Origin of the sequence: Mahella sp., from assembly GCF_020054945.1 — a bacterium.
GTDB lineage: Bacteria > Bacillota > Clostridia > Mahellales > Mahellaceae > Mahella.
This window is the reverse complement of the sequence record NZ_JAIHAU010000038.1, coordinates 1-12,787: the sequence shown is the minus strand read 5'-3', so window position 1 is coordinate 12,787 and position 12,787 is coordinate 1. Positions and strand designations below refer to the sequence as shown.

At 46.6% G+C, this 12,787-nt stretch carries 13 protein-coding genes; 12 read left to right on the top strand and 1 reads right to left on the bottom strand.

The genetic code is table 11. The annotated features are described in order from the left end of the window. The first annotated feature begins 67 nt into the window (after window positions 1-67). From JG770_RS07840 to JG770_RS07790, 11 genes are all read left to right on the top strand, one after another. On the top strand, window positions 68-667 hold the full coding sequence (locus tag JG770_RS07840) for a DUF6106 family protein (protein WP_291957415.1): 600 nt from the start codon (window positions 68-70) through the stop codon (window positions 665-667). 8 nt (window positions 668-675) lie between these two features. Next, window positions 676-1,830: a cysteine desulfurase family protein gene (locus JG770_RS07835; protein WP_291957412.1), complete on the top strand. Its 1,155-nt coding sequence runs from the start codon at window positions 676-678 to the stop codon at window positions 1,828-1,830. Between the two features lie 3 nt (window positions 1,831-1,833). After that, window positions 1,834-3,006, top strand: a complete 1,173-nt coding sequence (gene thiI, locus JG770_RS07830; protein ID WP_291957409.1) for a tRNA uracil 4-sulfurtransferase ThiI — start codon at window positions 1,834-1,836, stop codon at window positions 3,004-3,006. 60 nt (window positions 3,007-3,066) lie between these two features. Next, window positions 3,067-3,672, top strand: a complete 606-nt coding sequence (locus JG770_RS07825) for a 50S ribosomal protein L25 (RefSeq protein WP_291957406.1) — start codon at window positions 3,067-3,069, stop codon at window positions 3,670-3,672. A 410-nt stretch (window positions 3,673-4,082) separates the two neighbouring features. Further along, window positions 4,083-5,033, top strand: a complete 951-nt coding sequence (locus tag JG770_RS07820) for an ABC transporter substrate-binding protein (RefSeq protein ID WP_291957403.1) — start codon at window positions 4,083-4,085, stop codon at window positions 5,031-5,033. Between the two features lie 9 nt (window positions 5,034-5,042). Beyond that, entirely contained in the window at window positions 5,043-6,095 is a 1,053-nt protein-coding gene (locus JG770_RS07815; RefSeq protein WP_291957400.1) for an iron chelate uptake ABC transporter family permease subunit, read from the top strand. Between the two features lie 4 nt (window positions 6,096-6,099). After that, a complete protein-coding gene (locus JG770_RS07810) occupies window positions 6,100-6,921 on the top strand; it encodes a heme ABC transporter ATP-binding protein (RefSeq protein WP_291957397.1) in 822 nt (273 codons plus the stop codon). A gap of 8 nt (window positions 6,922-6,929) precedes the next feature. Then, window positions 6,930-8,453, top strand: coding sequence for a cobyric acid synthase (locus tag JG770_RS07805; protein ID WP_291957394.1), 1,524 nt, complete (start codon window positions 6,930-6,932; stop codon window positions 8,451-8,453). Between the two features lie 9 nt (window positions 8,454-8,462). Then, the gene (gene cbiB / locus JG770_RS07800) at window positions 8,463-9,404 is read left to right on the top strand and encodes an adenosylcobinamide-phosphate synthase CbiB (RefSeq protein ID WP_363320971.1); all 942 of its coding nucleotides are present in this window, start codon (window positions 8,463-8,465) and stop codon (window positions 9,402-9,404) included. Continuing rightward, window positions 9,392-10,471 (top strand): threonine-phosphate decarboxylase CobD, encoded by a 1,080-nt coding sequence (cobD, locus tag JG770_RS07795; protein WP_291957391.1) that lies wholly within the window; start codon window positions 9,392-9,394, stop codon window positions 10,469-10,471. Before cbiB ends, cobD begins: the two co-directional genes overlap by 13 nt. Beyond that, on the top strand, window positions 10,468-11,274 hold the full coding sequence (locus tag JG770_RS07790; protein WP_291957388.1) for a hypothetical protein: 807 nt from the start codon (window positions 10,468-10,470) through the stop codon (window positions 11,272-11,274). Before cobD ends, JG770_RS07790 begins: the two co-directional genes overlap by 4 nt. On the opposite strand, the gene JG770_RS07785 is transcribed toward JG770_RS07790, so the two are convergent. Continuing rightward, window positions 11,233-12,162: a prenyltransferase gene (locus JG770_RS07785; RefSeq protein WP_291957385.1), complete on the bottom strand. Its 930-nt coding sequence runs from the start codon at window positions 12,160-12,162 to the stop codon at window positions 11,233-11,235. The genes JG770_RS07790 and JG770_RS07785 overlap by 42 nt on opposite strands. 141 nt (window positions 12,163-12,303) lie before the next feature. Between JG770_RS07785 and JG770_RS07780 the strand changes: the two genes are divergently transcribed. Continuing rightward, the coding region (locus tag JG770_RS07780) for a hypothetical protein (protein ID WP_291957382.1) at window positions 12,304-12,787 on the top strand (484 nt) is incomplete at its 3' end.

The following is a 12,787-nucleotide window of genomic DNA, read 5'->3' as shown; positions in this document are numbered from 1 at the left end:
GAAGCCGTATTGCTCATGCTGCACATTTATGCTATAATGAAAACAGTTGAGGAGGTGCGTATATATAATGGAAAGTGATTTTCTTAAAAAAGGCGGATTCCATTTAATGGATAATTTTCATGAAGAGGTGGTTATGAAGGATAAGACCACCATGGATTCGCTGCTGTATGTATTAAGCTATTTAGGCATGATAGTCTTTGGTATACTGGCGTTGTTTATGCTGATGAATATACTGCCGCTGCTCTTAACCGGCCAATTTACCATGATAATAGCTCCGGCTATATTGCTTGTGGCTTTTGGCGGCTTGACTTATTTATCGTATGTGACTCGCAATAAACAGAGCACCGAATACGAATACACATTTACCAACGGAGAGCTGGACATAGCGGCCGTTATAATGAATAATAAACGCAAGAAATTGTTGTCGGCTAACGCCAAGGAATTTGAGAGTATAGCACCGGTATCCGACGACAGCTATAAGCGGCTGGCTAACAGCATGAAAGACATGAAGGTATATAAGGCCTTCAGAAATAATGATGCCGATCGCTTGTATTATGGTTTGTTTAATCATGACGGTGTAAAGAGCATTTTGCTGTTTGAGCCCAGCCAAGAGCTTTTGAATATGTTTAAGACATATATACCGCGAAATATAAAGATAAAAGGTTAATATCTGAGATGCCAAAAGAGGTATATCTTGACAACAGTGCTACTACAGCGGTGCTGCCTCAGGCAGTACAAGATATGGACGAATGCTTTTTGCGCAGCTACGGGAATCCGTCGTCGCTGCACCAAAAGGGTATTGAGGCCGAGCGGATTCTGAAATATGCCAGGCATATTATAGCTGATTCTATTGGAGCGGATGATAAAAGCATTATTTTTACAGGCAGCGGTACCGAGGCCAACAATCTGGCCATACAAGGTGTAGCCCATGCTTATGCTCGCATTGGCAAGCATTTGATAACTACCAGTATTGAGCACCCATCGGTGCTCAATACTTTTAAAGCGCTGGAGGATGAGGGTTTCAGCGTATCGTATATAGGCGCGGATCGGTACGGCAACATCGATATGGACGAGATGAACGCCGCTATAAGGGACGATACTGTGTTGGTGAGCGTTATGTACGTAAACAATGAAGTGGGTTCAATATTGCCGGTACAAGATATAGGCCAGCTATTAAAAAGATGTGATCATCGTATCATCTTTCATATCGATGCTGTACAGGCTTACGGCAAACTATCTTTGAAGCCCCTTATACCATTTGCTGACCTTATGACCATCAGCGCACATAAAATACATGGCCCCAAAGGTATAGCAGCCCTGTATATGCGCGATGGCGTAAGGATTAAACCTATAATATACGGCGGGGGTCAGGAAAGGGATATCCGTTCGGGTACGGAAAATGTTCCCGGAGCAGCGGGCTTTGCCGCCGCGGCCGGTGCGCTTTCTGCTGAAAGCGCCGATTATCTTTTAAATTTGAAACAGATGCTGGCCAAAGGCATACTGGAGGCTGTGCCCAACGCCAACATAAACGGGCCGGATGTGGATAAGGGCGCGCCGCATATATTGAATATTTCTTTCAATGGGGTGAGAGGAGAGGTGCTGGTTCATGCTTTGGAGCAGGAAGGCATATATGTCAGCACGGGCTCGGCTTGTTCATCGAGAAAACAAAAGGTGAGCCATGTGCTCAAAGCCATGGGCTTGCCGACAGCCTCATGCGAAAGTGCTATAAGGTTCAGTTTGTCAACATTGAATACCCAAGATGATATAGAATATACTATAGATGCGGTGAGGCACATAGTGCCATCGCTGATGCGTTTTAGCAGGAGGTAGGATTTGGACAATATCGTTATATTGATACGATACGGGGAGATACATCTTAAAGGCCTCAACAGGCCTTTTTTTGAGAATACACTGGTCAGGAACATAAGGCATGCATTAGCAGGATTTGACAATGCCGAGGTGCTCAAAGGCGAGGGGCGTTTCTACGTAAAAGGCATCGAGCCGCAGCGGATAGATGAAGCTATAGCCAGAATAAGGAAAGTTTTCGGAATAGTTTCGATAAGCGTTGCGGCACAAGCGGACAAGGATATGGATGTCATAAAGGCTGTTTCCGTCGAGCAGATGAAGCGCGCATATGAAGCCGGCAATACAACTTTCAAGGTTGAGAGCCGGCGTTCAGATAAAACATTTCCTTATAAATCGCCGGATATAAGCAGAGAAGTCGGCGGTCATATATTGGAAAACATCGACGGTCTAAAAGTAGACGTTCATACGCCCGATGTGGTATTGAATATTGAAATACGCGAGAACGCTTATATATATTATGACCGCATAGACGGTCCCGGAGGTATGCCTGTGGGGACTGCCGGAAAGGCTATGCTCCTTATATCGGGAGGCATAGATAGCCCGGTAGCCGGATATATGATAGCCAAGCGAGGCGTGGAATTGTCAGCGGTGCATTACTACAGCTTTCCATATACCAGCCAACGGGCAAGGGATAAAGTCGAGGACATATGCCGTATATTGAGCGGTTATACCGGCCCTATAAAAATCCATATGGTGCCGTTTACCGATATACAACAAACCATATATGAGCGTTGCCCTGATAATCAGCTTACCATTTTGACGCGGCGCTTCATGATGCGAATAGCCCAGAAACTTGCCGTGCAAAATGGTTGCAAGGCTATTGTGACCGGCGAAAGCATCGGTCAGGTGGCTAGCCAAACGATGGACAGCCTGACTGTTACTGAGGCGGCGGTCGATATGTTGGTATTAAGGCCGCTCATAGCTTTCGATAAAGTAGAGATAATGGATGCGGCTAAAAGGATAGGCACATATGAAACCTCTATATTGCCTTATGAGGACTGCTGTACAGTATTTTTGCCGCGGCATCCGGTCACTAAACCCAAATTGGAAATGATAGAGCAATCCGAAAGATTGCTGGATATAGAAGGCCTTGAGCAACACGCTATAGAAAATATGGAAATAGTGACTATAAGAGCTTGAGCATATGAACAGATTGTGGTAACATATAATCAGTATACATAAGAAAGGGGAAGATAGAATATGGCAGAAAGAATAGCTTTAGCAATAGAAAAACGACAAGAAACAGGCAGCAGAGCTGCGGGGCGCTTGCGCAGAAGCAGCATGATACCAGGTGTGGTATATGGCAAAAGTATTGCACCGATTAATGTAAAAGTGCCTGTCAAAGAGCTTCGTGAGATTATATCCAAACATGGCCGTAACGCGGTGCTGAACCTGAATATTGACGGGCAGACGCTGGCCGCTGTTATAAAGGACGTGCAACATGATTTAATGGGTACACAGTACGAGCACGTGGATTTTCAACATATACTCATGAACGAGGTCATAAAGACGAAAGTGCCTATACGTATTCAAGGAGAAGGCCTGATAGAGAGCAAGGGTGGGCTGGTAATGCTTCAGTTGGATGAATTGGATGTGGAATGTTTGCCAGACAGCCTGCCGGAAGCTATAGAAATCGATGTATCGGATATGGAAATAGGACAAAGTTTAAAAGTTGCCGATATAAATGTTCCGGAAAATGTACATGTAATTTCTAATCCCGATGAAGTTGTGTTGGCCGTAATGGAGACTAAATCGGCGATACAAGAAATCGAAGATGAGGGAAATAACGAACAAGAACAATCATAATGATACCGTAAATTACCTGAGTTTTACAGTGAAGATGCTTAAAAACCCGCTGGCCCAGTGCTTTAAAGGGCTAGCGGGTTTTTTGCGTTTTTACATAGAAAGGATTTTATTATATATGCAAGATAAGCGCCATAAGGGCAAAAAAATTATTTGATATGTCTAAAGGCGTAAAGTATAATGAAGTATTTCGGGAAGGCGCAGCAGAGCGATGATGCCGAGCCAGGATACCGGACCGGTGCATGCCCCATCAAACCTACGAGCCATAGGGGAGGGATATATATGGATGTTATCTATGCCTTTCGGCCTTATGGTTGAAGGGCTTTTTTAGTGTGAATCAACGGAGAAAAATATAAAAGAACAGGAAGGAGAAATGCGCGGTTTTATCGCGCTATTAAAGTAATATGAGAAAATTGAAACGAAGTTTATCGATATTAATCGTTATAATTATGATGGCTTTAACAGCTTGTGCTGCTCAGCAGCCTTCGGAACAACCAAATGCCGACAATGCAACAGAGCCTGTGGAGCAACAAACCCAGGAATCTTCAGCAGCATATCCGGTCACGGTTACCGATGTAAAAGGCCGTAGCGTTACCATAGAGAAGGAACCGGCATCGATAGTATCGTTGACGCCCAGCAATACCGAAATATTGTTCGCCCTTGGGTTGGGTGATAAAGTAGTAGGCGTAGACGAGTACTCAAATTATCCTGAACAAGCAAACGCCATAAAAAAGGTAGGCGATTTTAACGGCCCTAATATAGAACTTGTAACCCAGCTTAAGCCCGATTTGGTGGTGGCCGGCGGTTATATACAGGATGATGCCGTAAAGAAACTGGAGGATCTTAAAATACCGGTTATTTCCTCTGAAGCGGCCGGCTTGGAAGAGCTGTATGAGACCATCGACGTGCTGGGTAAGGTCACGGGCACGCAGCAGCAAGCCGAGCAATTGGTGGAAAAGCTTAAGAGCAATATGAAAGCTATAGCCGATAAGACAGCTTCTTTGGATAAGCCAAAGGTTTATTTTAATGTTGATATAAACGGGTTTTTTACAGCCGGCAAGGGCACGTTTATAAGCGAGCTTATAGCTATGGCCGGCGGTACTAATGTGGCCGATGACAGTGAAGGTTATGCTCAATATAGCGTGGAGAAAATTGTCGAAAAGAATCCCGATATAATAATAACCACAGAACATGCCGGCAGTCCGGAGGATATAAAGAATATAGAGGCGCTAAAAAACATCAATGCCGTAAAGAACGATAAGATATATTCATTGGACGCCGATATAGTCAACCGCTTGGGTCCGAGAGTAGATCAGGCGCTGGAACAATTGGCCAAGGCCATACACCCAGAGATATTCGAATAATGTGCGTTTATGAAAAATAAAGGTCGCGTATTGTTTAGCGTATTCATGCTGGTCATGGTCGTTATATTGTTTTTATCCATATTATTGGCCATATCCCTTGGTGCTGCAGACATTGCTATGGCTGATGCTTTCGGTGTATTGATAAAGCCGCTGCCCGTTGTGGGGCAATTGGTAAATGTTTCATATGATGACGCTTATTACAGCATTGTATGGGGCATACGCCTGCCGCGCGTGCTGCTGGCCGCGACCGTGGGTATGGGTCTGGCGGCGGCTGGTACGGCATTTCAAGGACTGTTGCAAAATCCGATGGCCGATCCTTATGTGCTCGGGGTGTCATCAGGAGCGTCATTCGGCGCAACACTGTCTATCGTATTCGGCATAGGAAGCGGATTCATGGGGCTGGCGGGTTCTACGATAGCAGCTTTCATAGGAGCGGTATTGACTATGGCCGCGGTATATACATTAGGCCGGGCCGGGAAAAAATCGTCCATGGTGGCGCTGTTGCTGGCAGGTATAGCCGTAAGCTCGTTCTTATCGGCCATGGTATCCTTTATGATGATATTAAATCACGATAAACTCGAGAGCATAGTGTTATGGACGATGGGCAGCTTTGCTACCGCGAGTTGGACCTCGCTATATATCTCATTTCCTATCATCTTGATCGGCGGCGTTGTGCTGTTAGCTATGTCGAAGGAGATGAATGCTTTGCTTATGGGCGATGAGACGGCTTTACACCTAGGCGTAGATGTCGATAAAGTCCGCAGGTTGCTGCTGGTGATAGGTTCCATCATAACCGCCGCCGCCGTTTCGGTCAGCGGTATTATAGGTTTCGTTGGCCTTATAATACCTCATGTGGTCAGGTTGTTTACCGGTCCCGATCATAAGCGTCTTTTACCTGCCGCTGTCGTAAGCGGCGCTATATTCATGATAATCAGCGATACATTGGCCCGTACGCTTATGGCGCCGATAGAAATACCCGTAGGCATTATAACGTCTTTGGTGGGCGGGCCGTTCTTCCTTTACCTGTTGGTGCGAAACAGGAATGCAACATATAGGGGTTGATAGTATGGAGTATATATTGGAAGCACGCGATTTAAGCTGTGCATACGACCAAACGAAGGTAATAGAGCATTTGAATTTGGCCGTCGGAAGAAGCAGCATGGTGGGCATACTAGGCCCGAATGGTTCGGGCAAAACTACGCTGTTAAGGCATATATCGGCGGCGTTAAAGCCACAGTCGGGTGTGATATTGTTAAATGGCGTCGATGTTTTTACTATGCGCCGTCGCATGTTGGCCCGCAAAATAGCCTATGTGCCTCAGAATACGACCGCTGAGTTCGAGTTTACGGCTATGGATGTCGTGATGATGGGCCGTATACCGTATATGAAGGGGTTTCAGTCTGAGAGCCGCGCTGATATGAATGCTGTCAAGCAGGCCATGGATATGACCGGCACATGGCAGTTTAGGGAAAGAAGCATAACCGAGCTGTCGGGCGGCGAATTACAGCGCGTGATGATAGCGCGCGCTTTGGCCCAGCAACCCGAGATATTGATGCTGGATGAGCCTACGGCCCATCTCGACTTGCAATTTCAAATGGAGATATTGGATTTGCTGAGGCGATTGGCGGATCATCATGGCCTGACCGTTATAGTTGTGTTGCATGATATAAATCTGGCTGTTCAATTCTGCGATAAAGTGGTTTTCATGCAAAGCGGTTCGATTATAGCAGACGGACGCCCGCAAGATGTTATAACCGAACAGCTTATAAGCGATGTATACAATGTGACTGTAAGCATATGGCATGATGAGTCGACGGGTTCCATATGTATAGCCCCTGTAAGACAGCCGCCGTCGGAAATATCTGCCTGCTTGAAACGGATAGGGTAGGTGCCTTGATGAGAGCTAAAACTATAATGATACAAGGTACCGGTTCATCGGTTGGCAAGAGCTTGATAACCGCAGCTTTATGTCGTATATTTCATCAAGACGGCTATAACGTTGCTCCATTTAAGTCTCAGAATATGGCTTTGAATTCATATGTGACCAAAGAAGGCGGCGAAATGGGGAGGGCTCAGGTGGTACAAGCCCAAGCCTGCGGTATAGAGCCGTCGGTGGCCATGAATCCGATACTGCTCAAGCCATCGAGCGATATAGGGTCGCAGGTGATAATAAACGGCCGCGTTTACGGCAATATGACGGCCAGCCAATATCAAGCCTTCAAGCCGCAACTCAAGGATGTGATAATGTCGGCTTATACCAGCCTGACAGAGCAATATGACATAGTGGTCATAGAAGGGGCGGGCAGCCCGGCTGAAATAAATCTGAAAAACGATGATATAGTCAATATGGGCATGGCTGAGATAGCCGATGCGCCGGTGCTGCTGATAGGCGATATAGATAAGGGCGGCGTATTTGCGTCTATAGCCGGCACCATGTTATTACTGGACCATAGCGAGCGTCGGCGTATCAAGGGCGTTATCATAAATAAATTCCGCGGAGATGTTTCAATCCTGCAGCCGGGTCTGAATATGCTGACCGGTATAATACACCGGCCGGTATTGGGAGTGGTGCCGTTTATTCATACTGAAATAGATGAGGAGGACGGTGCCACCGATCGATTTGCCGCAAGGAGCCACAAAGGCCTGCTGGACATAGCGGTGGTGTATGTGCCTCATATAGCGAATTTTACCGATTTTGAGCCATTGCGCTCCCTGCCCGATGTTGATCTGCACTATGTGCCTAAACCGGAGGATTTGGGTATGCCCGACCTTCTCATTCTGCCGGGCACCAAAAATACTACCGGCGATATGCTTTATATAAAGCGCTCAGGGTGGGGAACTGTGATAGCCGATTATATTGACCGCGGCGGTTATGTTATGGGCATATGCGGTGGATTCCAGATGTCAGGCAACATTATACGAGATCCATTGCATGTAGAATCGGACATAGACGAGATAGAGGGTTTAAAGCTATTGGATGTGGAAACCACTATGGATGCCCAAAAGATAACCGCTCAAGCTGTGGCCGAGGTGACGCCAAATGACGGGCCGCTCACGAAGGGGTTGTCCGGCATGACGGTAAACGGATATGAGATACATAAAGGCCGTACGTCAGCCGGCTCAAAAGCCTATCCTTTCACGTCCATATTCAACCGGACAGGCGAGGACGTTGAACAATCCGACGGTTTTATGGACGCGACAGGGCACATAATCGGGACGTATTTGCATGGCATATTCGATAACGATGCATTTACGCACGGTATTATAAACGCTTTGAAGAATATTAAGGGTATGCAGGCCGAAACGATATCGGGAGGCGAAACCTTCGCGCAGCGCCGAGAGCGCATGTATGATGAACTGGCGGATGTGGTGCGCGGATCGATAGATATGGATGCTGTATATGAGATTTTGGGCATATGAGGTAATTTCATGCTGGATATAACATTGGGTTATGTGCTGGATCTGCTGGCAGGCGATCCTTATTGGTTTCCGCACCCGGTTCGATTTATAGGCCGATTGATTTCTTTTATGGAGGCGCCGCTCAGAAAGATAGCCAAATCGGCCGCGATGCAGAAAGCAACCGGCGTTGTATTGGCGGTAATTACGGTGGGCGTAAGCTATGCCGTGCTCTATTTCATGTTAAAATATGCTCGTCAATGGAATGAAGTAGCATTCCATGTTTTAAATATATTATTTATATATACCACGTTGGCTACGCGCAGCCTGGGCTATGAAGCCGTAAAGATATATCGGTTGCTGAAAAATGGCAATATAGATGGCGCCCGGCATGCTCTTTCGTTTATAGTAGGAAGAGATACCGAGTGCCTTGATATGCATCAGATAAGCCGAGCTGTCGTAGAAACCGTGGCCGAGAATGCATCCGATGGCATAGTGGCTCCTTTGCTTTATCTATTCATAGGAGGGGCACCGTTAGCTATGGCTTATAAGGCTGTTAATACGCTGGATTCAATGGTGGGGTATAAAAATGAGCGCTACAGGTATTTTGGATGGGCCTCAGCGCGCTTGGACGACATAGCTAATTTTATCCCGGCCAGAATAACCGGTCTGCTTATGACACCGGCTGCAGCCTTATCAGGGAATAGCCCTAAAATGGCGTTCATGACCATGATTAAACAAGGTTCGCACCATGAAAGCCCAAATAGCGGTTATCCCGAAGCTGCGATGGCCGGTGCTCTTGGCATAATGCTCGGTGGGCCGAGCACTTACGGAGGTAAACTGGTGAACAAGCCTGTGCTCGGGCAGGAACTAAATGCTATAGAGCCGTCGCATATACTCGAGGCCGTGCGCATTATGAAGATTGTGTCGATTCTTGCGCTTATAACAGGGATGCTTGCATTATGGGCGATATAAAACATGGCGGCGATATATACGATACGGCGCGTCGATGGGGCATATCGCCTTATGATATATTGGACTTCAGCGCCAATATAAATCCGCTGGGCATGCCGCCCGGATTGGTGCAGTATCTTGAAAATAATTGGCAGGCTGTGTTGCATTATCCGGATCCTCGTTATACGCAGCTTTACAAGGCATTGGCTGATTATTTGGATATCGATGAAGGCTTTATAATGTTGGGCAACGGCGCTATAGATATAATATACGATTATATGCGCGTTATGAAACCGGAGCGCGCACTCATACCATCGCCTACATTTTCGGAATATAAGCGAGCGGCCGCTGTGGCTGGAGCGCAAGCGGATATCTGGCCGATGGCCGAAGGACTTGCCATAGATACGGATATGCTGTGCGCTGTATTGAGCCGAGGCAAACACGATATGTTGATATTATGCAACCCCAATAATCCCACCGGAGGATTACTCGATAAAGCTGAATTGACGAATATATTGGACTGTGCTAAAAGATACGGGGTAAATGTTCTTTTGGATGAGACATTTATAGAGTTTACTGAGGATTATCCTCATACTTCTATGGTGGACGTACTGCAATATTATCCGAACCTATGCATAGTCAGGGCGTTTACAAAATTCTTTGCCATGCCGGGCTTGCGCCTCGGCTATTGTATTGCTGACCGCCGCGTCAAAGAAATGATGAGCGATATACAGCCGCCGTGGCGCATAAACGCTATGGCGGCGTTGGCGGGTACGTACGCCTTAAAAAGCGGCCAATTCATGCTGCAAACGCGCCGCTTTGTGAAAGAGCAGAGGTATTTGCTCCAGCAGAGGATATCAACCGTCGATGGTATGCTCGTGTATCCGAGCCAAGCCAATTTTATGCTTATAAAATCGCAGCGTGAATACGCTACCGCGGATTTGCTGCAGCAACATCTCATGAATTATCATATATTGGTAAGAAATGCTTCTAACTTCGATGGTTTAAATGAATATTATATTCGCGTGGCGGTTAGGGATAAAGCCGGCAATGAGCGCCTTATAAAAGCTATAGAGGGGTTTGTATGAGCCGAAAACAAGTCACTGCCATATGTCCCGGCTTGTGCGGTGAGCTTATACAAGGCATGATAGGAAGCCGCGAGTTGCTGGTGTCATATCCGATCGATCGCTATTCTGAGATAACCGTAAGGCCGAGTAGCTCTGGTAGTATATGCTCACATCGCAAAATATTGCAAACGGTAAATGCCGTTTTGAAATATCTCGGGATACCGAGAGATGAATGGGGGACGTTCGAGATAATAAGGTGCTCGTCCTTGCCTTTGGGAAAGGGAATGAGCAGCAGTACGGCCGATATAGGGGCTACCGCCGCGGCGATTGCGGCATTTTTCGGTTATAAGCTGGCATCGAACGAAATAGCAGCCATAGCGGCGGCTATAGAGCCTACCGACAGTATATTGTATGAGGACCTTGCGGTTTTCGATGCTATGAATGGGTGTGTGGTTGAAACGCTAGGCCGCGTACCGCCGCTAAAGGTGCTGGTATTGGAAGGTATCGGTTCGGTCGATACCATATGCTTTCACCGACAGCGCGGCTATGTGCCTCGCATCGACGCGGTCTATGATAGATTGCGTAGCGGCATAAGTGCGGGCGACTGGGCGGCTATGGGGTGCGCTGCTATAATGAGCGCTCGGTTATACCAAAGCGTTTTGCATAAGCCCCATCTGGACGAGGTAATCGATATAGCGCTGAAGGCGGGGGCATACGGCGTCAATGTGGCCCATACCGGCACGGCGATGGGCATAATAATGGATGAGGATACACGTATAATATCACAGCCACAGCATTGTTATGGAGGAAATTACAAGGGTTAGTCCTGTTAACTGGTATATCTGGACGGTCTTGGCGTTGGCCTCCATTAGACGTGGTATATCGTCGTAATACCGTCCGGCCACTTTTAAGGCGCGGTAAACGAGCGGAACAGTTATAAAGCATATAAGCCAGACAGGATTGCTCGTTACAAAGATAAGCGCTATTATGGGTATATACGATGCTATAAACAAAGCTTTATATACTCTAAGCCCCTTTTGTTTGCCCATGCGTACCAGCCAATTACGCTTACCGCCCTGAGCGTCGGCTTCGTAATCCGGATATTGATTTATCCACAGCACGTTGGCTATCAGCAGCCCCAGCGTTATAGAGGCCAGAAGCACCTCTATCCTGTAGGTGTGGGTCTGTACCATATATGTGCCGGCCATCACCAATGGGCCGAATGCGGTACCGACGGTTATCTCGCCCAATCCTCTGTAGCATAGCTTAAACGGCGGCATGTTATACATTATAGCTAAGGCAAATCCTGCCAACCCTATCCAGAGTATCATGGGTTCTCGTGCAAAAGATATATATAATCCTATTATAGCGGCCGTTGCAAAAGTGGCCGCCGCTATGGCCTTATTCTCATTTACTGTCAGCACGCCATCGACGATGGTTTTTTTGCCGCCGCTGAAAGGGGTTCGTTTATCTGGCGCAACGTACAAATCCACGCCAGATTCGTAGTCGGCGAATTCACCTATGGCGTTTTTGCCTATTTCGATCAAATATATGCCTATCAATGTCAGTATAAACCAATAAATATTAAAAGTCCTCTCAAAAACATATGCTAGGATAGCGGCTGTGATCATGGGTATTGTAGATGCCACCCATATCTTGGGATCGGCTGTCTGCCAAAATCCTTTCCATAATCTCGATAAATCCTTATCCATCTTTTATCCTCTCCTATATAAATTGGATGTCCTATCAATTATAACAGATTTATATTTACAGTACAATTCTTTGATAATGTCACAATTTGGCCATATATTGCATATACTTTATTGAAAACTTGTATTCGGGAGGATGATATCATGGTTAGAAATCGAAGGGGTTACAGTCGTTATTATATAATCTTGCAAGAAGCTCAAAGCGGTTACAGATTGAAAGAAGGAAAGGCTGCAGCAGGCTATGTCAAGCTGGAGATCCGGGATCATAAAGGTAGAATACTTACATATGTACAGGACATGCGTTTACCGGCACAGCCGGGGGAAAGATACGTAATAGCGATGATTACTGCCGAGGGCGATCAGGTGGCTGTTTTAGGGGATATGGAAATAGGTGCTGATGGCACGGGACAGCAGACATGGATATTCGATGCCGATGATGTGGGTGATACAGGCTATCCGCTGGAGGAATTCGACGGCTTGGTTGTTCTGGCCTGCCCTGTTCGGGTCAAGTCCGGCTCCGATATTCCAATAGTATTATCGGGTAATTTTAAAAAGAATAAGGCATTGGAATTAAAAAGCATAGCAGCCGATCTGTTGGGTATACAGCCTGAAACGATAGAGCAGACAA

Excerpts from the sequence above, each read along its gene's own strand:
- JG770_RS07825 (WP_291957406.1), top strand. The coding sequence starts at position 3,067 with ATGGCAGAAAGAATAGCTTTAGCAATAGAAAAACGACAAGAAACAGGC.
- JG770_RS07840 (WP_291957415.1), top strand. The coding sequence starts at position 68 with ATGGAAAGTGATTTTCTTAAAAAAGGCGGATTCCATTTAATGGATAAT.
- cbiB (WP_363320971.1), top strand. The coding sequence starts at position 8,463 with ATGCTGGATATAACATTGGGTTATGTGCTGGATCTGCTGGCAGGCGAT.
- JG770_RS07805 (WP_291957394.1), top strand. The coding sequence starts at position 6,930 with ATGAGAGCTAAAACTATAATGATACAAGGTACCGGTTCATCGGTTGGC.
- JG770_RS07810 (WP_291957397.1), top strand. The coding sequence starts at position 6,100 with ATGGAGTATATATTGGAAGCACGCGATTTAAGCTGTGCATACGACCAA.
- JG770_RS07785 (WP_291957385.1), bottom strand. The coding sequence starts at position 12,162 with ATGGATAAGGATTTATCGAGATTATGGAAAGGATTTTGGCAGACAGCC.
- cobD (WP_291957391.1), top strand. The coding sequence starts at position 9,392 with ATGGGCGATATAAAACATGGCGGCGATATATACGATACGGCGCGTCGA.
- JG770_RS07835 (WP_291957412.1), top strand. The coding sequence starts at position 676 with ATGCCAAAAGAGGTATATCTTGACAACAGTGCTACTACAGCGGTGCTG.
- JG770_RS07790 (WP_291957388.1), top strand. The coding sequence starts at position 10,468 with ATGAGCCGAAAACAAGTCACTGCCATATGTCCCGGCTTGTGCGGTGAG.
- JG770_RS07815 (WP_291957400.1), top strand. The coding sequence starts at position 5,043 with ATGAAAAATAAAGGTCGCGTATTGTTTAGCGTATTCATGCTGGTCATG.